Origin of the sequence: Dickeya ananatis, from assembly GCF_019464615.1 — a bacterium.
Classification (GTDB): domain Bacteria; phylum Pseudomonadota; class Gammaproteobacteria; order Enterobacterales; family Enterobacteriaceae; genus Dickeya; species Dickeya oryzae.
This window is the reverse complement of record NZ_CP040816.1, coordinates 2,745,434-2,770,549: the sequence shown is the minus strand read 5'-3', so window position 1 is coordinate 2,770,549 and position 25,116 is coordinate 2,745,434. Positions and strand designations below refer to the sequence as shown.

The window sequence follows — 25,116 nt, the reverse complement described above, 5'->3', positions numbered from 1 at the left end:
TGTAATCTGAAATTATGCCTGTGATCTGGTGGGTTTATTTCGAGTTTTGGTACTAATATTTTTTATTAACTTATTGTTTTTTATGGTTTTATGTTTATTTTGGAGCTTTAGAATATTAAAAATATATTGGCGTTGACCACGAGTTGGCGTTATGTGTATGATTGGCTAACGAAGCAGAAATATATCTACACATTTTGAATACAGTTCTGTCGTTTTTATTTGGCTTAGTGATTCCATACGGTTTAAGAATGCGGTGAGTGAATGCGCCGAGGCGGCGGGTTCTATTTCGTGCATATCGTCGGTCGAAAAACAAATAGCGTATTTGTTCGCTGAACAGCCCGGTCTGTCATGGATTCTGGCGGGTTTTCAGTAGGATTCGACCTTATTTTATCGGGCCAGGGTGCCCTCACGTTGGTATTGACATATGGCAAAAGGAACTGACGGTGCATCTGTCGCACCAAAGGAACGTATTAATATCAAATATGTCCCGGCCACTGGTGGTCAGCAGGCGGAAATTGAACTCCCGCTTACGCTGATGGTGGTGGGAAATATGAAAGGACGCACAGAAGAGACGCCGATTGAAGAACGTCAGACGGTGTCTATTGATAAGAATAATTTCACTTCGGTCATGAAAGAGGCCAACCTGGAGCTGAATTTCAGCGTACCTAACCGTCTGGAAGAAGACAGCCAGGATGACCTTCCCGTCAAACTCAGCATTGCTTCGCTGAATGATTTCTCTCCCGATCGCATCGCACAGCAAGTGCCGGAACTGCGCAAATTACTGGAATTGCGAGAAGCACTGGTCGCCTTGAAAGGGCCGCTGGGTAATATTCCCGCTTTCCGTAATCGCCTGCAGGACCTGTTGTCCAGCGAAGAAGCCAGAGAGCAGCTGCTCAAAGAGCTGGATCTGGTGAAACCCGCCGAATAATTGATTGTCACTGACGAGAAGGGAAACAAACATGTCAATGGTTGAAGAACAGGCCCAGACAAGCGCGGCCGGTGGTTCATCATCGCTGCTTGAAGAGATCATGGCGCAAGCGCGCATTACCCCGGTGGATGAAGGTTATAACGTCGCCAAACAGGGTATTGCCGCACTGGTGGCAAACATTCTGGATAGCGGCAACGCAGCCGAGCCGGTGAACAAAGCGCTGGTCGACAGCATGATCGTTGAGCTGGACAAAAAACTCAGCAAACAAATCGACGTGATTCTGCATGCTCAGGAGCTACAGGAACTGGAATCCTCCTGGCGTTCACTGAAGCTGTTGATTGATCGCACCGATTTCCGTGAAAACATCAAAATCCTGCTGCTGCACGCGACCAAAGACGAGCTGCTGGAAGACTTTGAGTTTGCACCGGAAATTACCCAGTCTGGTTTCTATAAACACGTGTATTCCAACGGCTACGGCCAGTTCGGCGGCCAGCCGATCGGCGGGGTGATTGGCGATTATGCGCTGACCCAAAGCTCGCCGGACATCAAGCTGATGCAGTATGTCAGCGCGGTAGGCGCGATGGCACATGCCCCGTTCATCTCCTCCGTTGCACCGACTTTCTTCGGTGTAGACAGCTTTACCGACCTGCCGTCGATCAAAGACCTGAAGTCGGTGTTTGAAGGCCCAACCTATACCAAATGGCGCTCAATGCGTGAGTCGGAAGATGCCCGTTATCTGGGGCTGACTGCGCCGCGTTTCCTGGCCCGTTTGCCGTATGACCCGGTAGAAAACCCCATCAAAGGGTTTAACTACAAGGAAGACATCAGCGCCAGTCACGAAAACTATTTGTGGGGCAACACCGCGTATCTGATGGGTACCGCCATCACCGACAGCTTCGCCAAGTACCGCTGGTGTCCGAACATCATCGGCCCACAGAGCGGCGGCGCTATCACCGACTTGCCGGTGCATGTGTATGAAGCGATGGGCCAGTTGCAGGCCAAGATCCCGACCGAGGTGTTGATCACCGACCGTCGTGAATACGAAATGGCCGAAGAAGGTTTCATCACGCTGACCATGCGTAAAGACAGCGATAACGCCGCGTTTTTCTCTGCCAACTCGGTGCAGAAACCCAAGGTGTTCGCCAATACCAAAGAAGGTAAAGAGGCGGAAACCAACTACAAACTGGGTACGCAGCTGCCGTACATGTTCATCATCAACCGTCTGGCGCACTACATCAAAGTGTTGCAGCGCGAGCAGATCGGTTCCTGGAAAGAGCGTCAGGATCTGGAGCGCGAGCTGAATAACTGGATCAAGCAGTACGTCGCTGATCAGGAAAACCCGCCCGCTGATGTCCGCAGCCGTCGTCCGCTGCGTGCGGCACAAATCAAAGTGCTGGACGTAGAAGGCGAACCGGGCTGGTACCAGGTAACCATGGCAGTACGTCCACACTTCAAGTACATGGGGGCGAACTTTGAACTGTCCCTGGTTGGTCGTCTGGATAAGGAATAACGACTGATGCCGTCGCTCTCTGCCTGGGAGCGGGGATCTGCGGCCAGCCTGTTTGATCGCATCCGGGGAGAGGAGCGTCGCTCCTCCCCCGAAACGGAATTAGAAGACTTGATCGCGTCGGTGAAACGCCAGCTTGATCAAGTGCTGAATACGCGTCCCGGCAGTTGTCGCAGCGCACCTGAGCTTGGCGTGATTGATTTTAATGACGCTACGCAGGGCGGCGCGGATATCCGGGGCAAAATCCGTGAGGCGATCCGGCAGTGTATCTGTCGCTTTGAACCGCGCATTGTCCATGTGGACGTCAGTGCATCGGACTATCTGTCCAATCCGCTGGAGATGTCGTTTCAGGTCACCGCTCATGTGCGGCTGGAAGAACTGGAACAGGTCACCTCCTTCAATATTCATATGGACAGCCACCGCCATTACAGAATGATGTGATTATGTCGCTGGAACATTTCTTCAGGGATGAACTCGCTTATTTGCGTCTGCAAGGACGTGAATTTGCCAATGCACACCCTGAATTGACCCGATTTTTGTCAGAACAGACCACGGATCCGGATGTCGAGCGATTGCTGGAAGGGTTCGCCTTTCTGACCGGCAGTCTGCGGGCGAAGATCGAGGATGAATTTCCGGAACTGACTCACGGCCTGCTGGGCATGCTGTGGCCGAACTATTTGCGCCCGGTACCCAGCATGACCATCATGCAATTTTCGGTGCTGCCCGGTGCTATCGCGCAACCGGCGTTTGTGGCCCGTGGCTGCGAGCTGGACAGCCTGCCAATAGACGATGTGGTCTGCCATTTCCAAACCTGCCACGATGCCTGGATCTACCCAGCGGATATCCGCCAGATCAACGCACAAAGCGGCAACGACATGTCTGCCATCACGCTGGATATTGGTCTGCACGGGCCGGTGGCGCTGGGGGATTTGCAGTTGGATAAACTGCGCTTCTTCCTGGGGGGCGACCGTTATACCGCTTACGAACTCTATTTCTGGATAGCCAGCCAGCTGTCACACATTGAACTGGAAGTGGACGGAAAACGCTTTCGTCAGGAAGCGAATGTACTCAAAACCGTCGGCTTTGAGCGCGAAGACGCGATGCTGCCATATCCCGGTAATGTGTACTCCGGCTACCGTATCCTGCAGGAGTATTTCTGTTTTCCGGAAAGTTTCCTGTTCTTTCAGTTGTCTGGTGCCAGTTGGCCTGACCAGCCGCTGATCGTGACGGATTTCAAACTGCATTTCTGCTTTGACCGGCCGCTGCCGGCGGAACTGAAAATCCGCCCGGATTCGTTCATGCTCAACTGCGTACCGGCTATCAACCTGTTCCACCATGACAGCGAACCGATCAACCTGGATGGTCGCCAGACGGACTACCCGCTGAAAGCCAGTTATCGCCACGCCGACAGTTTCGAGATTTTCTCCATCGATAAAGTGGAGGGCTGGGTGGAAGGTAACAGTGGGCGCGCGCGCGGTATCCCACGGCTTTACCAACCTTTCGAGAGTTTTCAGCACCAAATCGAGCGAGCCAAAGGCCGACTGGCGCTGTATTACCGCATTCGGGTACGCGAAGCCGTCAACGGTGATGGTTTCGATCACTTATTGTCGTTCGTGCGGGGCGACGAAAAAGAAGTCATCGACCTGGACGAGTCCATTTCGGTGAGCCTGACCTGCACTAACCGTTCGCGGGCGGCGCAGTTGCCCGTGGGCGCGATTTGTGTGCCGACCGGCAGTTCGCCGTCTTTTGCCACCTTCCGTAACCTGATTCGGCCGACCCGTCCATTGCGCCCGGCACTCGATGGCAGCCTGCACTGGACGCTTATCTCCAACCTGTCGTTGAACTACGTGTCGCTGCTGCGACGCGATGCGCTGGTGCAGATCCTGCGTACCTACGACTTCCCGGCGTTGCATGACAAACAGGCCGAGCAGGCATCGCGCAAACGGCTGGCAGGGATAGAAACGATTGAGACCACACCGGTCGACCGGCTGGTACAGGGGATGCCGGTGCGCGGACTCAAATCAGTTCTCTCTGTGCGGCAGTCAGCGTTCGCCAGTGAAGGCGAACTCTATCTGTTCAGCACCGTGCTGGCACATTTCTTCTCGTTGTACGCCAGCGTTAACGCCTTCCACCTACTGGAAGTGGTCAACATCGATAACAAGGAGCGCTACCGATGGCCGGTGCAGATAGGTCAGCACTCGATGATGTGACCGCAGGGCAGGCGATGTTTCGCCAGGATGCGCGCCACTTCAACTTTTTCCAACTGGTGGAGTTACTCAACCAGATGGAAGGCGTCGATCTGGAGCAGGCGCTCGACTTCCGGCCGGAACTGGAGCGCATTCGCTTTCGCTCCACCGCCTCGATTGGCTTTCACCCCAGTGATGTGCTGCGGGTGGGAGAAGATACCGACGGCAGGCAGGAGCTGGAAGTGGCGTTTCTCGGGCTGCATGGCAGCCAGTCGCCGATGCCGGGGTACTACCTTGAAGAGCTGGCGTGGGAATACGCCCAGGGCGAGCAGAGACTGGGGGTGTTCCTCGATTTCTTTCATCATCGATTGCTGACGCTATTGCATCGTGCCTGGCGTAAGTACCGCTATCACGTGCGTTTCCAGAATGATGGCGAAGATGGCTTCTCCCGGCTGATGTTCGCGCTGGTGGGGCTGGGTAACGACGCGGTGCGCGACAGTCTGCCGGTCAACCGCGCCAAGATGCTGTCTTACGCCGGTCTGCTGGCCAGCCCCAGCCGTTCGCCGGAAGTGGTGGCTGGTCTGGTGATTCACTGCTTTGACCTGGAAGACGTCGAAGTCATCGCCTGGCAACACCGCAAAGTACCGATTTTTGAAGACCAGCAAAACCGCCTTGGGCGCGCGAATAGCCTGCTGGGTGGGGATTTTGTCATTGGCGACAAAGTGAACGACTGCGCCGGTAAATTCCTGCTCAAGGTGGATAACCTCAGCTTCAGCCGTTTTCTCAGTTTCCTGCCCAACGGCGAACATTTTCAGCCGCTGGTGCGTTTTGTTTCCTTCATTTTGCGTGATCAACTGGCCTGGGACTTACGCCTCGGTTTCGCCGAAGGGGAGGCCAGAGGGCTAAGACTGGGCGATGACCAGAGCAGCCGTCTGGGATGGAGCAGCTTTCTCGGGCAGCCGCCCGCCGACCCGTATGTGACGATTTGTGTGCAGGAGTAATTGTGAACGAAAACAACCCACTCACTCTGGTGGTGCTCAACAGCGAACAACTGGATATCAACTCGCAGGTGCAACACCGCTTTGACCACCGTGGCGGCACGCTGGGCGCATCGGAAAAAGATCAATGGCAGTTGCGCGACCGGCTCGGTGCGGTTTTGCCGGAGCATGCACGTATCGAATTACAGGATGGCTATTTCTGCGTCTGCGACCTGAGTGGCCAAACCTTCATCAATGGTGCGTTGTCGCCCATCGGTCGTGATCGCCGGGTACGTCTGGCTCAGGGTGACGAACTGGTGATTGGCCCATTCCGGCTCGGGGTTTACCTCGACGATCCCGCTTTCGAGCAGGATATCGATCAGGTGCTGGGGCAACGTCCCGGTGACGTGCTGGAAGGATGGCTTGGGGAAGAACAACGCCGTGCGCCTGCCGATGAAACGGCGGCGGACCGATTTAATGACCCGTTGTGGGCGCTGCAGCAGGAACAGAGCCGCTCGCCACTGGCAACGGAGGCTGAGCGCGGTGATGAACTGCCGACCTCGCTTTCTTCTTTTTCTGCCGTTGAGGACACCATGGATCAGAAATTTGTGGAATTACCGACCATTGACAATCCACATGCCGGTACCGCGTTTGGCGCACCGGTGGATGCGGTGACGCTGGCACCGCTGTTGCGCGGGCTGGGCGTATCACTCAATACCGGCGATGAGCAACAACTGCGCGAGATGCTCGAAGAGATGGGCAAAAGCCTCAAAGCGATGGTGGAAGGCTTGCTGACGTTGCAGGCCGATCAGGCCGCGCTGGCGGATACCCATTTACGGCCGATCGAAGATAACCCGTTGCGCCTGGGGCTGGATTACACCGACACCCTGTCGCTGCTGTTCGCTGACGATAAAAGCCCGGTGCACCTGTCCGCCCCGGCCGCCATCAGCGAAGTGCTGAGTAATATGCAGGCGCATCACCGGGCTAACCAGCAGGCGATCGCCGTGGCGCTGGAGAGCATTTTACAGGCGTTTTCACCGGCGGCGTTGCTGGGGCGTTTCGAGCATTATCGCCGCAGCGGCGAGCGTCAGGCGCTGGACGACGGTTGGGCGTGGCAGATGTATCAGCACTATTACCGCGAACTGACCTCACCGCGTCAGCAAGGGTTCCAGAAACTGTTCCATCAGGTGTATGCGCAGGCGTATGACCGCGCCGTTCGTCAGCAACAGGAGCAGAAATAATGCTGCGAGCCTTAATGCTGCGAACCGGGTGGTTATGCGTTCTGATGCTGCTGCTTCCCGGTTGTACCACGCTTGGCAAGATGGCGAAGGTGGCGGCCAATCCGGATATTCAGATTGGCAGCAATGATAACCAGCCTTCGACCGTCGGCTTTAGTCTGCTGGCCGAGCCGGACGTTAACCCCAGTGAGAGCGGCGACGCGGCACCTATCGAGTTTCAGGTGGTGATGCTGGCGGAAGACTCCCGCCTGCTGGCGACCGACTATGACCAGGTGACCGGCGACATCGAAAAAGCGCTGGCTAAAAACTACGTCAGCCACCAGGACTACACGTTGCTGCCAGGGCAGTTCAAATACCTGCCGCCGGTCAAGCTGGACGAGAAAGTGCATTACATCGGGGTGATTGCCAAATACGCCGACCCGGACAGCGCCGAGTGGCGCAAGGTTATCAAACTGAAAAACACCGGCCGCACTTATCAGCTTCTGGTGCATCTGCGCCGTGAAGAAGTCGAAATCAAGAAAGATCAAGAAGAAGAATAACTATGTCGAGCCGAAATCGGATTATTTGGCGGGAAGGGCTGTTCATCAAGCCGCAGCATTTCCAGCAACAGCAACGACACACCGACTACGCGCTGCATGCCCGTCTTAGCGCGCTCAGTGATTATTTCTACGGCCTGCAATCGCTGGCTATTAACGAAGAATACCTTAACTTCGGGCGTATCGCGCTGGTGAACGCCACCGGCGTGATGCCGGATGGCACGGTCTTCAATATCCCAGGGGATGATGCGCTGCCGCAACCGCTGGAGATTACCGATGTGGCGCTGGCGAACCAGAAGGTCTATCTGGCGCTGCCGCTGGCGGTGAACGGTGTGAGCGAAGTCGGGCAGGCCGGGGCCGGTATTGCCACCCGTCTGCAATCCCACCGGCATGATGTGCGTGACTTGCACAGTGAAGGCGGTGACGTGGTATCGGTGGAGGTGGGTAAAGTCAGCCTGCGGTTGATGCTGGAGCGTGATGACCGCAGTGCCTACGCGTCGCTGGCGATCGCCAACATCCTCGACAAACGGCCGGATGGTGGATTGGTTCTTGACCCTAACTTTATGCCGTGCAGCATCAGCGTCACGGCGATTCCGAGCCTGAAGCGCTTTCTGGGGGAATCGGCCGGTCTGGTGGCAGAACGCGCCCGCAGCCTGGCTCAGCGTATCGCCGCGCCCGGTCAGCAAGGGGTGGCGGATGTAGCGGAATTCATGATGCTGCAACTGCTTAACCGCGCCCAGCCGCAACTGTCGCATCTGGCGCGCCTCGGTACGTTACACCCGGAGCGGCTGCATGAAGCGCTGGTGCAACTGTGCGGCGAGCTGATGACCTTTACCGATGAATCGCGCCTGCCGCCGGAGTTTCCCGCTTATCGTCATGAGCATCAGCAATCGAGCTTTGAGCCACTGATGATGGCGCTACGTCAGGCGTTGAGTACCGTGCTGTCGCCACGTGCGGTGTCGATTCAGATGAAGGCGCAGCCTTACGGCGTCAGGGTGGCGCTGGTGGGCGACGCCGAACTGATGGCCAGTGCCGAATTTGTGCTGGCGGTGCGCGCCCGTATGCCGCAAGAACATTTGCGCAAGCAACTGCTGCAACAAACCAAGATCGCCTCGAGCGACAAAATCCGCGAGCTCATCAGTCTGCAACTGCCTGGCGTACCGTTGCTGCCGCTGCCCGTGGCACCGCGTCAGTTGCCGTACCACGCCGGTTACAGCTACTTCCAGTTGGACAGGCAAAGCCCGGCCTGGAAATCGCTGGTCACCAGCAACACGCTGGCGTTCCACATCGCTGGCGAGTTCCCGGAACTGGATATGCAACTGTGGGCCATCCGCGGCCAGTAGTTAACAGGAGGAACCTGTGAGTACCGACATCATTAAAAATGACCAGTTAGGCGACCTGCTGTATGACAACGCCCGGCAACTGGATATGGATTCCGATTACTGGTTCCGTCTGCGTGGGCAGAGCATCAACCCGATGATCGATGCCGTGACCCCGCTGCTGGGCATGGTGGAGCGGGTGCGCCAGTTGTCTGAATACGACGGCGTAGCGGAGTTGTACCAGCGCGTGCAGTCCGAGATTCAGGCCATCGAGCAGGAACTGCACTCCCACGGTTACGAAAACGGCGTGATCCTGTCGTTTCGCTACATTCTGTGCACCTTTATCGATGAAGCGGTGATGGGACGGGAGTGGGGAGGCCAGAGCGTGTGGTCGGCCCATTCGTTGCTGACCCGTTTTCACAATGAAACCTGGGGTGGCGAGAAGGTGTTCGTGTTGCTGGAAAAACTGCTGGATGACCCGGTGCGTTACCGCGACATTCTGGAGTTTATCTACCTGTGCTTGTGCCTTGGCTTTGAAGGCCGTTACCGGGTGATGACACAAGGGCGAGAAGAACTGGACCGGGTGGTGCGCCGCTTGCATGACACCCTGCGCCCGGAGCCGGAAAACTCGCCGACGGTGTTTCACCTCAATCTGGGACAGCAATCTTCCCGTTACCACCTGCGTAAACAGATTTCGCTGCGCGTCTTGTTCCTCGGCCTGTGTGTGGTGATGGCGGTGGCGTTTGGCCTGTATCACTACCAGCTAACCAACCAGACCCAGGACGTGCTGCGTCAACTGGGCGAATTATTACAATAACAGGAGCGTATTCTCGTGATTCGAATCGAACTGCCGATCCTGGTTGAGCGACTCAACCCGCTGTGCCGCCACATGATGGAAGAAGCGGCCGCGTTGTGTATTCAGCATCAGGGTGCGGAGATCCGCATTGAGCACCTGTTGCTGAAAATGTTGGAAACACCGTTGTGCGATGTACGCCAGATCCTCAAACGCGCTGGGGTAGAGGCCGACGAGCTGGCGGCATTGCTGCAACCCAATGCGGCGGATAAAGGCTTTGAGGCTGGCTACCCGTCGTTTTCACCGTTGCTGGTGGAGTGGTTACAAGACAGCTGGTTGCTGGCTTCAGCCGAGCTTCAACACGCCCGCCTGCGCAGTGGCGTACTGCTGCTGGTGCTGCTGATGACGCCGACGCGTTATTTGTCAGCCGCGGTAACCCGCCAGCTAGCGCAAATTAACCGCGAACTGCTGCGCCAGCAGTTTGACGAGTGGGTGAAAGACTCGGCGGAAACCGAGGTGGTGACCGCCGCAGGCGTCGCACCAGAACAGGCCGCCGCCGCGGCCACCCAACTTTCCCGTTATACCCAGAATGTCACCGAGTCGGCCCGTCAGGGCAAGCTGGACCCGGTGTTGTGCCGTGATCACGAAATCGACCTGATGATCGATATCCTCTCCCGCCGTCGTAAAAATAACCCGATCGTGGTCGGTGAGGCCGGGGTAGGGAAAAGCGCGCTGATTGAAGGGCTGGCACTGCGTATCGTCGCGGGTCTGGTGCCGGAACGGCTGCGGGATGTGGAATTGCTGACGCTGGATTTAGGTGCCATGCAGGCCGGCGCGTCGGTGAAAGGCGAATTCGAGAAGCGCTTTAAAGGGGTGATGCAGGAAGTCAAAGAGGCACCGAAGCCGATTGTCCTGTTCATTGACGAGGCGCACACACTGATTGGTGCCGGTAATCAGGCCGGGGGGCTGGATGTGTCCAACCTGCTGAAACCGGCGCTGGCTCGGGGTGAGTTGCGCACCATCGCGGCGACCACCTGGAGCGAGTACAAGAAATACGTGGAAAAAGACGCCGCGCTGTCACGCCGCTTCCAACTGGTGAAGGTGGGGGAGCCAAACGTCGAGCAGGCCACGGTGATCCTGCGTGGGCTACGCAGCATTTACGAACAGTCACACGGCGTGTTGATCGACGAAGAAGCCTTGCAGGCGGCGGCCAATTTGTCTGCGCGCTATATCTCCGGACGCCAGTTGCCGGATAAAGCTATCGACGTGCTGGACACTGCCTGTGCGCGTGTCGCCATCAATCTGACCACGCCACCGCGCGCGGTCAGCCAGTTACAAACCCGGTTACATCAGCAGGCGCTGGAAATCGCCCAGTTGGAACGTCAGGGCCGCATTGGCCTGGGGGACACGCAGGAGCGGCTGGTCACGCTGCGTGAGGCTCGTGAAACCGACGCCGCGACACTGGCGCAACTGGAAGCCGACTGGCAACACCAAAAAACGCTGGTGCAGCAGATTGTCGCCCTGCGTACCGCGCTGCTCAATGATGCGCCGCCGGAGGATTTTGATGCCGCCGCCGCGGCTGCAGAGCTGGCCGATAACGAGCGGGCGCTGGCTGAACTGCAACAGCCGTCAGTGCTGGTGTCACCGCATGTGGATAAAACCCAGATTGCCTCGGTGATCGCCGAGTGGACCGGTGTGCCGCTAAACCGCATTTCTCAGGGCGAGCTGGACGTGGTCACCCGCCTGCCGGATTACCTTGGCGACAGCATCAAAGGGCAGCAACTGGCTATCGCCCAGTTGCACAAGCACCTGCTGACCGCCCGTGCCGACCTGCGCCGTCCCGGCCGACCGCTGGGGGCCTTTTTGCTGGTGGGGCCGAGCGGGGTCGGTAAAACCGAAACCGTGGTGCAGATTGCCGATCTGATGTTCGGTGGTCGTCATTACCTCACCACCATCAACATGTCCGAATACCAGGAGAAGCACACGGTTTCTCGTCTGATCGGCTCGCCGCCGGGGTATATCGGCTTTGGCGAAGGCGGGGTGCTGACCGAAGCGATTCGCCAGAAACCCTATTCGGTGGTGCTGCTGGATGAAGTGGAGAAAGCCCACCCGGATGTCCTCAACCTGTTCTATCAGGCCTTTGATAAAGGCGAACTGGCCGATGGCGAAGGGCGGTTGATCGACTGTCGCAACGTGGTGTTCTTCCTGACCTCTAACCTCGGGTTCCAGACGATTGTTAATTTTGCGGACCGGCAAAGCGAACTGCTGGATGCGCTCTACCCGGAACTGGCGGCGTTCTTCAAACCGGCATTGCTGGCGCGTATGGAAGTGATCCCTTACCTGCCGCTGGACCACGATACGCTGGTTGAGATCGTACAGGGCAAGCTGTCCCGGCTGGTGACGTTGCTGCAACAGCGTTTTGGTGCCGAGGTGGAGATCGACGATGCCGTGCCGGAAGAAATTCTGCGTCTGGCAAACCGCAGCGAGAACGGGGCGCGCATGCTGGAGTCGGTGATCGACGGTGCGCTGCTGCCGCCGGTGTCGTTGCAGTTGCTGCAACGTCTGTCGGCCGGTCAGCCGGTCAGCCGTATTCATTTCCGGGTGGAAGACGGCCAGTTCCGGTCTGAGGTGGAGGGCTGAGCATGCAAGCGGCCCTCTCTCTGGCGTTCTCGCTAACCCGCCACCGGGATGAAGCCGGTCTGTGTGACTGGCTACTCGGCACGCTGCGCTCGGCATGGCAGCCGCAGGGGGCGTTGCTGGGAATGGTGGACGTTAGCGGGCGTCAGTTGGTTTGTAACGGCTGGGTGCATCGCACGCCATTGTCGCTGTCGCTCGGGGTGGATGATTTCAGCCATCCACTGGCCTATGTACTGCTTAAGAATCAGGTTCGCAGTTGGGCATCGTTGTATGGTGGTGCCCGTGTTGAACACGAAGGATTTCGCCAGTTACTGGCTGATGCAGGCACCGCCTGTGGCCTGCACGCCATGCCGCTGCTGGCCGAGGATGGCCGTGCACTGGCGGTACTGGCGTTGTTGGATACGCCGGAGCGGTTGCAGGCGCTGGGGCGACGTGATGACTACGTGCAACTGGCGCAGATATTTTGCAGCCAGCTGGCGTTGATCCGCGATCTGGGGCGCAGCCAGCGTGAACAGACCGCACTGCGTGACTCGTTACGCCAGATGAAAGACGAAGGTGCACTGCGGCAGGAACGGGAAAAACGGGTGGCGGACGCGTTGATTGGGCAGTCCGTCGCGGTGCGGCAGTTACATCAACAGATTTGCCAGGCGGCCGCTCATCGTCTGGCGGTGTTGGTTCATGGCGAAACCGGTGTGGGCAAAGAAGTGGTCGCACGGCTGTTGCACCAGTGTTCCGATCGCGCCGATCGGCCATTTATCGCCATCAACTGTGCCGCTATTCCGGAAAACCTGATTGAAAGCGAGCTGTTCGGCTATGAGAAAGGGGCGTTTTCCGGCGCGCAGAGTAACAAAGTCGGGCTGGTGGCTCAGGCCAACGGCGGCACGCTGTTTTTGGATGAAGTGGGCGATATGCCACCGTTGATGCAGGCCAAATTGCTGCGGGTGCTGGAAACACACAGCTTCCGCCCGCTGGGTGCCGGTCAGGAGAGTCACTCCGATTTTCGGTTGATCGCTGCCACGCACCAACCGTTAGAGCAGCGGGTCGCTGAAGGGCAGTTCCGTCAGGATCTCTATCACCGGCTGTGCCAGTGTCTGGTGCAGGTGGCACCGCTGCGCGATCGTCCGGACGACATCGGCCTGCTGTGCGAGCATTTTATCGGGCAGTTCGCCCAACAACAGCAAAAACCGTTGGGGCCGCTGCATCGCACTTTTCTTAAGCAACTACTGGGGTATGACTTCCCCGGTAATGTGCGTGAACTACGCAACCTGCTGGAAGTGGCGTGCGCCCATACGCCGGAAGGTGAGCCGATCCGCCTGGAGTCGTTGCCGCCTGAATTACACCAGCGGGTATGCGCGAGTGCTGCCGCCGACAGCGACGCGTTCCACCATATTCAGGACTTGCGTATTGCCACCCAACAGTACGAGGCGGCGGTGATTGCGGCGCGTCTGCGCCAGTTTCAGGGTAACCGCCTGCTGGTAGCGGAAAGCCTGAATATTCCTAAACGAACCCTGGATCACAAGTGCCAGAAACTGGAGGTGAATTGATGATGCTGACGATGGTGCCGTTGCTGATGGCGGCAGTCGGCTCGCCCGACCCCGCCTGGCAATCGCTGTGGGAACAGTGCCGTAATGAGACATCGCCGCAGGTGCGTCTGGCCTGTTATGACGCGCTGGGACGCGAGAGCGCGCGTGCAAACGACCCTGCGTCCGCGATGAATCATGGCGGTACAGGGGAGAATGCGTTTCGTCTTAACCGCGAGGCGGCCAATGGCGATATCACTCTGACGCGCACGCTGGCGGATGGCAACACGCTGGTTATCAGTTGTGCCAGCAGCATTACCCACCTGCGGCTGACGCTTAGCCAGCCGTGGTCAGGTGACAACGTGACCTCTCAATTGGATGGGGCCAGCGCACCGGATAACTGGTTCGTGCGTAATCGCGGCACTTTGCTGGAGTTTGGCCGTGGTCTGCCCGCTATCGATGCGCTCAAGCGTTGGGTCGGCCATCAGGAACTGGTGCTCAACGGCGAACAAAACCAGATGTTGCGTATCGACCTCACCGGGTTGGGTGACGCGTTGACACCGCTGCGCCAGCAGTGTCGCTGGTAGGGGCGATGAGTATGCATGCACACCCCTGGTGTAAACGATTACTGACGTCATTGCCTGATGAGGCGCTGCGCGCGGCGGTAGCGGCGGATGACCCGCTGTGGGAGCAGGTGGAAACCGAGCTGGTCAAGCTGGGATCGCTGGCGCACAGCCAGGTGGACCTTAACGCGGTGGCTGGTCAATGCCTGACGTTGCTGGAGAGCCGAACCAAAGACATGCGGGTGCTGGTGCAACTGCTGCGTTGCCTGCAACACCCGGCTAAGGCGACGCCATTCGCCACCGCCATCATGTTGCTCGATAGCTGGCTGGAGGCTTACTGGACGGTGGCGTTTCCGGCCAGCCCGGCACAAAAGCAGAAGCTGATGGTGCAAATCATCCGCCGCTTTGAAGGCGTGCTGCCCCGTATGACGGAGCAGGCCTCGGGGGCGGAGTTGGGCCAGTTGCATCAGCTGGCGGAACAACTGGCCTCGCGCTGGCGTGGGCTTTCGGTCAGCAACGCGGACCTCACCGATGAACTGGTGGCGGCGCTTCACCGTGCACGGCAACGCCATCAGGCGCAGGAGAAAGCCAACCAAGCGGCGGCGGCACCGACGACGGGCGCTCAAGGCGCAACCAGCGCGGAGGGGGGCACCGGGAACAGTAGTCACAGCAGTACGGCCAGTGTGGCGGCGACGGTCGATATCAACAGTTCGGACGATCGTAGCTGGAAGCAGACGCAACTTACCGTGGCGACGTTGCTGGTAGAACGCCAGCCGGAAGCGCCGGTGGGATATCGCCTGCGCCGCAATGCTATCTGGGCGGGTATTACCACCCCACCGATGGCGGCGCGGGGTAACAAAACCCAGTTAGCGCCGGTATCGCCTGACCGGGTGGATGAGTACCACAGCGCGCTTGGACAGGCAGATCTGGCGCTGTGGAACAAGATTGAACAGAGCCTGACGTTGGCACCGTATTGGTTTGACGGCCACATGCTGTCAGCGACGGTAGCGACCCGGCTGGGGCATGGCGCTGTCGCCAGCGCCATCGCCGATGAACTGTCGGCGTTTCTCACCCGGCTGCCGGAATTACGCGAACTGTCGTTTAGCGATGGGTCGCCGTTTCTGTCGGCCAAATGCGTCCAGTGGCTGCAATCCGCACAGCCAGGGCGGGGTGGCGGTGGCATTCAGCGACAGGATGACCTGGCGGCAGAGGCGGCGGCGTGCTGCGCCGAGCAAGGGCTGAGTGCCGCGCTGTCGCTACTGGATGAACGTATTCGACGTTTGAAAGAACCGCGTGAGCGTTTTTTGGCCGAGCTGGTATTGGCGGATTTACTGGCGGAAGAAGGCATGAAAGCACTGGCGGCACAGCATTATCAGCACCTGTGGCAGGAAAGCGAGCGATTGGGCCTGATGCAGTGGGAACCGGGAATGGTCAGCCGACTGGAGCGGCTGAGCGCGTCCCGCAGGAAATAAGACATTCGGAGTTGAATGGTCACTTATGTTGAAAATAATCATTACCTTTCTGCGGCAACAGCTGCCGAAACTGAAACCGTCCTGGCTGCTGTTGGGGGTGGTGGTATGGGTAGTCGCGTTAGTGCTGGCCTGGTGGCTGGGGCCGCGTCTGCTCCTCGGCGAGATGCGCCCACTGCAAAGCGTGTGGGGTCGCGTGGTGTTCACACTGGTCTGGTTGTGGCTGGGGTTTGCCTACAGCGCCTGGCGTGTCTGGCGTCGGGTACAGCAACTGCGTGCGGAACGCCGCGAACAGCAGACTATCGAGCAAGACCCCTTGCAGGTATACGTTGATAGCCAGCAAACCTTTCTGGACCGTTGGCTACAGGCGTTTCAAACCCAGCTCGGCAAAAAAGCGCTGTACGCCATGCCCTGGTATCTGGCGATTGGTTTGTCCGGCAGCGGCAAAAGCAGCCTGATCCATCGTGCTAACCCGGCCAATAAGCTCAACCCGAAGCTGGATGCGGAGTTGCGTGAAGTCGCTGGCGGCCAGCAGGTGAACAGTTGGGTTGGCGAATCAGCGGTTATCTGGGATCCGAGCGGTCACTTGCTGGCGCAACCGGAAGTCGGCGCAGAGCCGTCGGCCGGGCGTCACGCGCGTCTGTGGCAGCATTTGCTGCAATGGCTGAGCCTTAACCGCCGTCGCCAGCCGCTGAACGGACTGGTGCTGACTATCGACCTCTCCTGGCTGTCGCAGGCCAGCGTGTCGGAGCGCAAGGCCTATGCGCAGGTGATGCGCGCCCGCTTGCAGGAGATAGCGGTCAACATCAATACCCGCCTGCCGCTGTATGTGGCGCTGACTCGTCTGGACATGCTGCGTGGTTTTGACGTGGTGTACCGGTCGCTGAACCGGGAGGCACGTCAGGCGGTGTTGGGGGTGACCTTTACACCACAGGCCAGTCATGGCAAAGGCTGGCTGGAGGAGCTGGAACGCTTTTGGGATGAGTGGATCAGCAGCCTTAACAATAACCTGCCGGAAATGCTGCTGACGCAGTCGGACCGCGGTGTACGCAATACGCTGTTTACCTTCGTGCGTCAGTTGGCCGGGCTGAAGGATTATGTGACGGACGTGTTGAACGAAACACTGGCGACCGGCGACGACCGTGCATTTTTGGTACGCGGCGTTTACGCCAGTTCGGTGTATCAGCAGGGGGTGCCGTTTGACGCCTTCGCTCAGTCCGCTTCCCGCCGTTACCAATTACCGGAGCCGATTAATGCGGCGATGCGCGGCGAATCCAATACCTTCTTCGTACAGAAACTGTTCCCGGAGGTGATTTTCCCGGAGGCCAGTCTGGCAGGGGAAAACCGGCTGCACAGCCTCTATCGTCGTCGCCGCATGAGCATTGGGGTGACCTGCATGGTGCTGTTTGGGCTGGCGATGATCGGTAGCTGGCACCACTTCTACCGGGTCAACGAAGAAGCTGGTCGTAACGTGCTGACCAAAGCGCAGGCGTTCATCGGCACCAACGAGCTGGAAGGGCAGGCGGGATACGGTTACCAGCAGTTGCCGCGTTTGAATTTGATCCGCGACGCTACCCTGTCGTTCGGTAACTACCATGAACGTACGCCGATGCTGGCGGATCTTGGCCTGTATCAGGGCGATAAGATTGGCCCCTACGTGGAAGGTTCGTACCTGCAAATGCTTAACCAGCGCTTCTTGCCTGCGGTGATGCAAGGGCTGCTGGAAGACCTGAATCAGGCACCGGCGGGTAGTGAACAAAAGCTCACTATTTTGCGGGTAATGCGGATGCTGGACGACGCCTCCGGGCGTAACAAAACGCTGGTGGAGCAGTTTATGGCACTGCGCTGGCAGAAGGCGTTCCCCGGTCAGGGCAAGGTGCAGGAACAGCTGATGCAGCATCTGGATTACGCCTTGGATCATACCGACTGGCACCAGTCCCGCGAGCAAAAGGATACGGTGGCGATCTCGACGTTTGCACCGTTTGTCGACCCGATCGCCAGTGCCCAGCGTGAGCTGAGCAAGCTGCCGATGTACCAGCGTGTCTACCAGAGTCTGGTGATGAAGGCCACGCAGGTGCTGCCGCCGGATTTGGCGCTCCGCGATGAGGTCGGGCCGACGTTTGACTCGGTATTTAGTTTGCGTAATGACAAGGCAGGCACCGTCCCCCGCTTGTTGACCTATCCCGGTTTCAGCGATTTTTACCTCAAGCAGGATAAGACACTGTTGGACCTGACCGCGCTGGATGCCTGGGTATTGGGGCAGCGTGAGCGTGCTCACCTGAGCGAGGCAGACCGTAAGGAAATTCTGCGGCAGGTGAATGACCGCTACATCACCGACTACATCAACCAGTGGCAAAAAGCGCTGGCGAATATCGATGTGCAGCCGTTGGAAAGCCCGGAGCAGGCATTGAACATCCTGACCGACATTACTGGTAATGATCAGCCGTTCCAGCGGGTGCTGACCACGGTGAGTGATAACACCCGTATCCGCAAGCTGGCGGACGACGAGAACGACACCGCGCAAGGCATCAATACCCGTATTGGTCGTCCGTTCATGACGATTAACGCCGCGCTGAGCGGGCGGGGTGAACAGGGGCCGCTGGTGCAGGAGGTCAACCAGAAGCTGACCGATCTCTACCACTATCTCGATCAGATTGTGAATGCGACGGATCCGGGGCAGGCAGCACTGAAAGCGGTGCAGGCACGTCAGGGTAACAAGTTCGCCGACCCGGTGTTCGCGTTGCAGCAGTACGCCCGCAGCCTGCCGTCGCCACTGGATCGGTGGGTCGGCCAACTGGCGGGAGAAAGCGCCAGTCTGGTGACCGGTCTTGCCATGTCGTCACTGAATCAGGAGTGGCTGGACAAGGTGGTGACGCCGTTTAATGAAAAACTGGCGGATCGCTACCCATTCAACCCATCGTCTGACAAGGATGTTCCGCTCTCCGAGATGGAGCGCTTCTTCGCGGCTGGCGGCACGCTGGATAACTTCTACCAGACCAACCTCAAATCCATCATGGAAGGCGGGATGCTGGAAGGGGAAGGCGCGTCGGCAATGCAAACCGATTTGGTGAAACAGCTTGATCGCGCGACCCGTATCCGCCAGACGCTGTTTAACGCACAAGGTAGCCTGGAAATCCACTTTGTAGTGGAGCCGGTGGAACTGACCGCTAACAAGCGTCGCAGTGTTCTGAACCTTGACGGACAGTTGCTGGAATACAGCCACGGACGCCGGACCAAAACGCCGCTGGTGTGGCCGAACAGCATGCGTGACGGCGCTGAAAGCAAGCTGACGCTGGTGCCGGATGACCGCGAACGCTCACCACGTAGCTTGAGCTTCACCGGACCGTGGGCGATGTTCCGCCTGTTGACCAACGGCCAGCTAACCCAGGTCAACGACAATACGTTCGACGTGCGCTTCTCACTGGAACAAGGTGGAATGACCTATCGGGTGTATACCGATGCCAGCCATAACCCGTTTGCCGGTGGCCTGTTTAGCCAGTTCAAGCTGCCTGATTCTCTCTATTAACCCAGAGGGCGAGTGGGCATCGGCCTGCTCGCCCGTAGCCGGATGACGTGATATGCAAGATGCACAACAGGCCCTGAAAGTGGGCCGTGATCCACGGATGCTGCCTGAGTACGAGGCGTTACGCGCGGAAATCAACAAGCTAAGCCATGCATCCCGCCCGGAAGTGGACTGGATGCGGGTGCACGATATGGCTACCGCGATTTTTGAAAAGCAGGGTGTCGACCTGCAAACCGCTATCTATTTCACCCTGGCGCGCTCGCGTCTGGCCGGGTTGAACGGCTTTACCGAAGGGTGCGAGTTTCTCGCCAACCTGATCGTGACCCAGTGGGAGAATTTCTGGCCGCCGGTGCATCAGGAGCGGGCGCGTATCGAAGTGCTGGACTGGTTTATCGCCCGCATCAGCGAGGTGATCCGCCAGTACGCCATCAGCCACGAACATAAGCGGCTGGTGTATCGCTGCGAGCGTGCCTTGCAACTGATGAGCGAAAAGCTGCATAACTCGGGCCTGAGCCGCATCCCACGGGTGGAAAACCTGCTGCATTTTATCGAAGGCTATACCCATCTGTTCGATGAAACCGAGATTGTGATTGTGTCTGACGATCAGACACTGAAGAAACAGCAGGACATGCAGATCCCGCCGATGGTGTTCTTCCAGTCTGATATGGAGCCGGGCGGTATGGCGTCTGCGGCGGCAGCAGCCCAGCCGGCGTTGCCGTCGGGCAGTATTCTGGTCGGGCGGGAGAAAGGGCAGATGAAACCTACCGTATTGAAAATTGAAACGCACCATAAGCCGAAACCGGGCTGGTTCTGGTTTGCCTGCGGTGTGCTGAGCTGTGCGCTGCCGGTGGCAGCCATCACCGGCTGGCAGTACTGGCAGAATCAGAAGGCCGAGGCGCTGGCGCTGTTACAGCAACCGGCGTACACACTGCCTGCCGCGCCGGATCACAACGATATTCGTCGGGTACGCATCGTGCTGGGCGAGCAGAAGCTGCAAAGCATGGAAGGGGAGCTGATCAACCGCTATCAGGCGCAACTGGAACAGGTGAAAAACGCCTCGTCGTTCTACCTCTACCAGTATGGCGAGGGGCTTAAAGGCGTGATGCAACAGCTGTATCCCGATTCGCTGGCGGTGAAAGAAATGGACCGGCAGTGGCAGATAGCCCTTGATCGTCAGCAAGGTGACAAGCCGCCGCGTGTCAGCGGTTACGAGCTGGCACGCGCCGAAGTGGGCGATACCCTGCAACAGTTGCTGGATTTGGAAAAACAGCGCCGGACGGCCACCATTTCGTACCTGAAATCACAACTTTATGATATTCAAAAAGATTTATCCTCCGACGTGCCTTTTAGTATTCGCCTGCGGACGCTGGAGGCACGCAAAGCTGCCCGTCAGTCGCTGACCCCGGCGGAATTACGCGGTATGGAAGACGAACTGCGTGCTTTCACCATCCGGCTGTACCGTTTACAGCAAGGCGAGAGCGGCAGGTAAAGACTGTCGTGAAGTAAAAACTGGCGCCGGGCGGCATCGTCGGCCGCTCGCCGGATATCACCAGGGTAATGACGGTAACATGATGAGAAAAATACGATTAGTGGCGGCGCTGTCTTGTAGTTTGCTGGCTGCCTGTCAGGCTCCGGTGTCGTCGCTGTCCGACGTGGATTTGCGCCAGTCGGCGGAGCGTGGCAACGGTGAAGCACAGTATCGGCTGGCGAAGCAACTCGCTTCCCGCTCGCATTATGTTGAAGCGATGCAGTGGATGCAAAAAGCCGCCGCCTTGACGGATGTATCCGCTGCCAGCAGTGACACCCGAGCCGCAGCGGCATTACAGGTGGGTGACTGGTATCAGGCCGGATTGGGTGAGCCGAAAAATACGCCGCTGGCGCGTCAGTGGTGGCAGAAAGCCTCGCGGCTGGGGAGTGGCGAGGCGGGTTACCGGCTGGGTACCGATTGTCAGGCACAGCATCAGGGTAAACTGGTTGCTGCCTGTCTGGATGCATTCGAACGTGCGGCGGACAACCAGTATGCCCCGGCGCAACTGGTGGTAGCACAGTGGTATACGGCGCATCCCGGTGCGGAAAAAGAAGCGACCGGATGGATAGAGAAGGCGGCGGATTTGGGCGATCGGGACGCGCAGTACCAGCTTGCCCAGCGATATGAGCAAGGCAAAGGTGTCGCGAAGCGTACCGATCTGGCCGAGCGCTGGTATTTCCGGGCGGCAGACCGGGGGCAACCGCAGGCCCAGTTGTGGATGGCAAAACATGCCGAGGGGAAAGACGCGCTCGACTGGTACCAGAAAGCGGCGGCTAACGGTGAAGCTGATGCACAGTTGTGGCTGGCACAGGCTTACCGTGACGGTAATAAAGGGCTGGTGAAGAACGACAAACAGGCGCACTACTGGTTGGATCGCGCCTCTGGCAAGGGCAATGGTGAGGCGGATTACAAGCTAAGTCAGATGCAGTCGGACGCCACCAAACGGGAGTACTATCTGGTGCTGGCATCGGCGGCGGGGTATGTCCCGGCGTCGCGAGAGCTGGGCAACTGGTTGCTTAAACGCGGTGAACTGGAGCGGGCTCGTGAGGTATTCGCCAAAGCGGCGGCGACCGGCGATACCGAGTCCCGGCTGGCTTATGGTGAGATATTGCGACTGGGTCAGGGCGGTAAAGCGGATTATGTGGAAGCGATGAAGCAATATCGCTTCGCGGCGCATGACGGCAACCGCATGGCACAGTATCGTATGGGCATGATGCGCCAGGATGGGTTGGGCGCGTCACGTAATCGTATCCACGCCTACGCGTGGTATTCGCTGGCGGCGACCGAAGGCATGGCGGAGGCGCTCGCTGCCCGTAATGACCTGGAAGCGACCATGCAGCCAGATGAGATTAAGGCTGCCCAAAAGCTGGCGATGCACTGGTCAAGCGGGAAAGAGACCGATACGCAGTGATACGATGCGCTATGTCATCGAAGGTGGATAGCTAGCAATTATAGAATCAACGTTGCCAGGAATAACGTTGCTAAAAATAAAACCAATAAAACCCAAGGAAACAGTATGAAACGGAATGGATATCTTGCTTTGCTGCTGGGTATGGCGGCGTTGTCGTCGCAGGCGGAGGTGAAGACGCCTTATCAGGTTGAACAGGGTAACGTGGTCTACCGGGTGTCGGTGAATGCCGATCCACAGGTGCTGGCCGGTGCAAAACCGGACGATTTTCGGGTGTTACTGCGGGAAAAGCGTGTTGCGCTGGCAGTATCCGGCTCACGTTACTACTGCAATCAGCAACCACTGCCGAATGGCTTCAAGCCTGAAAGCGCCAGATTGCGCTATGACACGTTTCTGATTACCAATGTCGGGTCCTATGTTGGGTGCGAGCGCATGAAACAGGACATTGACGCCGACAGTTTTCAGGCGCTGGATTTTCCGTTTTTCCGCGATCGAAACCATATCTGGTTGCCTGATGGTGAGGAACTGAGCGGTGTGGATGTCGCCAGTTTTAAAACACTGGCCAGAAATCAGGCGTTCGACAAGCAGAATTATTATTTTGTGGAGAACGAAACCAGCGTCATTCCCTATCAGAAATCGGCACCGAGCGCGGGCCATTGTTTTGGCTGGGCGACTATCGACGGCAACCTGTATTACCGAGGGGAGCCGCGATCCGATGGCGATGCCGCCAGTTTTCGCTGTCTGACATTCAGTACGGCACTGGATAAAACCGGGTTCTATGTATTCGGGCGGGCGTATCCCGGCATACCTGACGGCGTGACAGCGGCGGATATCCGCATGCTGCCGAATAATGAAAAGCTGGCGACCGACGGCGAACACCTCTGGTTTTTGGGTGTAGAGCCGGTGCAACTGGCCGGGCTGAGCCTGCGTGACGTTAAGGTCGAGCCGGACGCCAACGGTTATACCATCACGGATGGCAAGGCCCGCTGGTTGTGTGGTTCCGGTAAGGTCAATGGTCGTCCGCTGTGTCGCAAGGGGTAGAGTGTCGGCTGTACAGTAAGCAAAGTCATCATCCGCTCATTGATGATTGAGCGGATGATAGCGATGTTACCCGGCGGTCTGCTCACGGATCATGGCGATGTAGATGTCCCGCAACTGCCGTGCCAGTGGGCCGGGGCGACCGTCCCCGATGGTCACGCCGTCTATCTCCACCACCGGCCAGACAAAGGTCGTGGCGGAGCTGATAAACGCTTCTTTGGCGGCACGTGCTTCCTGCGGGCTAAACGCCCGTTCTTCTACCGTCAAACCTTGCTCGGCGGCAAGTTGCAGTAACGCCTTACGGGTGATGCCGTGCAGGATGTCGTTACTCAGCGGTCGGGTGATCAGGTGGTTGTGGGTATCGACGATATAGCAGTTACTGGAGCTGCCTTCGGTAACCATGCCGTTTTCCACCAGCCAGGCGTCATCGGCACCCTTTGCGTGCGCCCACTCTTTCGCCATGCAAGCCATCAGCAGGCTGACGGTTTTGATGTCGCGCCGGTGCCAGCGCAGGTCCGGGCAGGTGATGACGCGAATACCTTTTTCCGCACACGGGTGATGAATCACCGGGCGCGACTGGGTAAACAACACCAGTGTCGGCGCGGCGTCAGTCGGAAATGCGAAATCACGATCACCGGTACTGCCCCGCGTGAGTTGCAGGTAGATACCGCCTTCTTCCAGCCGGTTTTGCTCGATAAGCTGCAGATGAATCTCCCGCAGCGCGGCCTGGCTGACGGGCAGATGCAGGTTCAGCTCACGACAGGAGCGTTCCAGCCGCGCCATGTGGCCGTCGAATTCCGCCAGCCGACCGTTGACCACGGCTGTGACCTCATACACCGCATCAGCAAACAGAAAACCACGATCGAACACCGAAACCGTCGCGTGTTCCTCAGGCAGATAGTGCCCGTTGACATAAACAGTACGTGACATTACACCGCTCCCGTTAAACAAGGGCGAGGGTGGCCCCATAGCCCGGTTTCAGATAAATACAGTTGGCTGCCGCGCCACTCCAGACCGCCGACACGGTCTTCTGCCAGCAGCAACGGCCCGTCAAGATCGACAATATGCGCACCCTGCGCCACCAGCGAGGCGGGTGCCATCGACAGCGACGTACTGACCATGCATCCCACCATGATTTTCAGCCCCTGCGCTTGTGCCGCCTGACGCAGCAACAGCGCTTCGGTCAATCCACCGGTTTTATCCAGCTTGATGTTGACCATATCGTAGCGTGTCGCCAGCCCCGGTAGCGTCCGGCGGTCATGGCAGGACTCGTCGGCACACAACGCAATAGGGCGTGGCAACGTGGCCAACACTGCATCGTCGTGAGCCGGCAACGGTTGTTCAATCAGGCTCACCCCAAGACGTTGCAGTTCGGGTACCAGTTTCAGATACAGCTCGGCGGTCCAGCCTTCGTTTGCATCGACGATGATCTGTGCCTGCGGTGCCCACTGGCGTACCGCCGCGACACGCTCGATATCGTGTTCATCCGCCAGTTTCAGTTTCAGCAGTGGCCGGTGTGCGTGACGTTTTGCGGCCTGCGCCATCCGTTCCGGGGTATCCAACGACAAGGTGAAGGCACTGACAACAGGCTCCGGGCGCGGTAACCCGGCCAGTTGCCAGACCGGTGTCGCGAGCCGCTGGCTGTCGAGATCCCACAGGGCGCAGTCCAGCGCGTTACGCGCCGCACCCGGCGGCAGCAGTGTCTGTAACGTTTGTCGGTCAAGCCCTTGCCGAACCTTGTCTTGTAGCGCGGTAAGCTGTGCGGCCACACCACTGATATTTTCACCGTACCGGGCGTAGGGGACGCTTTCGCCGTGCCCTTCAACATGCCCGTCACGGACTGTGACTTTGATGACATCAGCGTGGGTTTTACTGCCCCGTGAAACGGTGAAGGTTTCTTTCAACGCCCACCGCTCATGGGCGACGATTAACTCTGCCATCATGCG

Annotated in this window: 19 protein-coding genes; 17 read left to right on the top strand and 2 right to left on the bottom strand. The window is 58.2% G+C overall.

Features of this window, described 5'->3' with window-relative positions; translation table 11 throughout:
• The first annotated feature begins 424 nt into the window (after positions 1–424).
• The 17 genes from tssB to FGI04_RS12110 all read left to right on the top strand — a co-directional run bounded on the left by tssB (position 425) and on the right by FGI04_RS12110 (position 23,173).
• Positions 425–928, top strand: a complete 504-nt coding sequence (tssB, locus tag FGI04_RS12190; protein WP_012770486.1) for a type VI secretion system contractile sheath small subunit — start codon at positions 425–427, stop codon at positions 926–928.
• Between the two features lie 31 nt (positions 929–959).
• Positions 960–2,438, top strand: a complete 1,479-nt coding sequence (tssC, locus tag FGI04_RS12185; RefSeq protein ID WP_038903852.1) for a type VI secretion system contractile sheath large subunit — start codon at positions 960–962, stop codon at positions 2,436–2,438.
• A gap of 6 nt (positions 2,439–2,444) precedes the next feature.
• On the top strand, positions 2,445–2,876 hold the full coding sequence (tssE, locus tag FGI04_RS12180) for a type VI secretion system baseplate subunit TssE (protein WP_012770484.1): 432 nt from the start codon (positions 2,445–2,447) through the stop codon (positions 2,874–2,876).
• A 2-nt stretch (positions 2,877–2,878) separates the two neighbouring features.
• Complete coding sequence (gene tssF, locus FGI04_RS12175; RefSeq protein ID WP_407321115.1) at positions 2,879–4,645, top strand: type VI secretion system baseplate subunit TssF; 1,767 nt, start codon at positions 2,879–2,881, stop codon at positions 4,643–4,645.
• Entirely contained in the window at positions 4,609–5,622 is a 1,014-nt protein-coding gene (gene tssG / locus FGI04_RS12170) for a type VI secretion system baseplate subunit TssG (protein ID WP_407336803.1), read from the top strand. The genes tssF and tssG overlap by 37 nt, the downstream gene beginning before the upstream one ends.
• A gap of 2 nt (positions 5,623–5,624) precedes the next feature.
• On the top strand, positions 5,625–6,839 hold the full coding sequence (tagH, locus tag FGI04_RS12165) for a type VI secretion system-associated FHA domain protein TagH (protein ID WP_168365275.1): 1,215 nt from the start codon (positions 5,625–5,627) through the stop codon (positions 6,837–6,839).
• Positions 6,839–7,375 (top strand): type VI secretion system lipoprotein TssJ, encoded by a 537-nt coding sequence (tssJ, locus tag FGI04_RS12160; RefSeq protein ID WP_012884012.1) that lies wholly within the window; start codon positions 6,839–6,841, stop codon positions 7,373–7,375. The genes tagH and tssJ overlap by 1 nt, the downstream gene beginning before the upstream one ends.
• 2 nt (positions 7,376–7,377) lie before the next feature.
• Entirely contained in the window at positions 7,378–8,715 is a 1,338-nt protein-coding gene (tssK, locus tag FGI04_RS12155) for a type VI secretion system baseplate subunit TssK (RefSeq protein WP_012884013.1), read from the top strand.
• Between the two features lie 16 nt (positions 8,716–8,731).
• Positions 8,732–9,508: a type IVB secretion system protein IcmH/DotU gene (gene icmH / locus FGI04_RS12150; protein ID WP_407336802.1), complete on the top strand. Its 777-nt coding sequence runs from the start codon at positions 8,732–8,734 to the stop codon at positions 9,506–9,508.
• A 15-nt stretch (positions 9,509–9,523) separates the two neighbouring features.
• A complete protein-coding gene (tssH, locus tag FGI04_RS12145) occupies positions 9,524–12,124 on the top strand; it encodes a type VI secretion system ATPase TssH (RefSeq protein WP_407336801.1) in 2,601 nt (866 codons plus the stop codon).
• 2 nt (positions 12,125–12,126) lie between these two features.
• Entirely contained in the window at positions 12,127–13,665 is a 1,539-nt protein-coding gene (locus FGI04_RS12140; RefSeq protein WP_342699971.1) for a sigma-54 interaction domain-containing protein, read from the top strand.
• Positions 13,665–14,228, top strand: coding sequence for a type VI secretion system-associated protein VasI (vasI, locus tag FGI04_RS12135; protein ID WP_038907458.1), 564 nt, complete (start codon positions 13,665–13,667; stop codon positions 14,226–14,228). The genes FGI04_RS12140 and vasI overlap by 1 nt, the downstream gene beginning before the upstream one ends.
• A gap of 11 nt (positions 14,229–14,239) precedes the next feature.
• Positions 14,240–15,676 (top strand): type VI secretion system protein TssA, encoded by a 1,437-nt coding sequence (tssA, locus tag FGI04_RS12130; protein WP_342699978.1) that lies wholly within the window; start codon positions 14,240–14,242, stop codon positions 15,674–15,676.
• A gap of 25 nt (positions 15,677–15,701) precedes the next feature.
• Positions 15,702–19,199, top strand: a complete 3,498-nt coding sequence (tssM, locus tag FGI04_RS12125; RefSeq protein WP_407336800.1) for a type VI secretion system membrane subunit TssM — start codon at positions 15,702–15,704, stop codon at positions 19,197–19,199.
• Between the two features lie 52 nt (positions 19,200–19,251).
• A complete protein-coding gene (locus tag FGI04_RS12120; RefSeq protein ID WP_407336799.1) occupies positions 19,252–20,685 on the top strand; it encodes a VasL domain-containing protein in 1,434 nt (477 codons plus the stop codon).
• A gap of 79 nt (positions 20,686–20,764) precedes the next feature.
• A complete protein-coding gene (locus FGI04_RS12115) occupies positions 20,765–22,135 on the top strand; it encodes a tetratricopeptide repeat protein (RefSeq protein WP_407336798.1) in 1,371 nt (456 codons plus the stop codon).
• A gap of 105 nt (positions 22,136–22,240) precedes the next feature.
• The gene (locus tag FGI04_RS12110; protein WP_342699967.1) at positions 22,241–23,173 is read left to right on the top strand and encodes a DKNYY domain-containing protein; all 933 of its coding nucleotides are present in this window, start codon (positions 22,241–22,243) and stop codon (positions 23,171–23,173) included.
• Between the two features lie 66 nt (positions 23,174–23,239).
• On the opposite strand, the gene FGI04_RS12105 is transcribed toward FGI04_RS12110, so the two are convergent.
• Together FGI04_RS12105 and dgcA are read right to left on the bottom strand one after the other, a co-directional pair.
• The gene (locus FGI04_RS12105) at positions 23,240–24,100 is read right to left on the bottom strand and encodes a D-amino-acid transaminase (protein WP_342699966.1); all 861 of its coding nucleotides are present in this window, start codon (positions 24,098–24,100) and stop codon (positions 23,240–23,242) included.
• Entirely contained in the window at positions 24,100–25,110 is a 1,011-nt protein-coding gene (dgcA, locus tag FGI04_RS12100; protein ID WP_342699965.1) for an N-acetyl-D-Glu racemase DgcA, read from the bottom strand. The genes FGI04_RS12105 and dgcA overlap by 1 nt, the downstream gene beginning before the upstream one ends.
• Between the last annotated feature and the right edge of the window lie 6 nt (positions 25,111–25,116).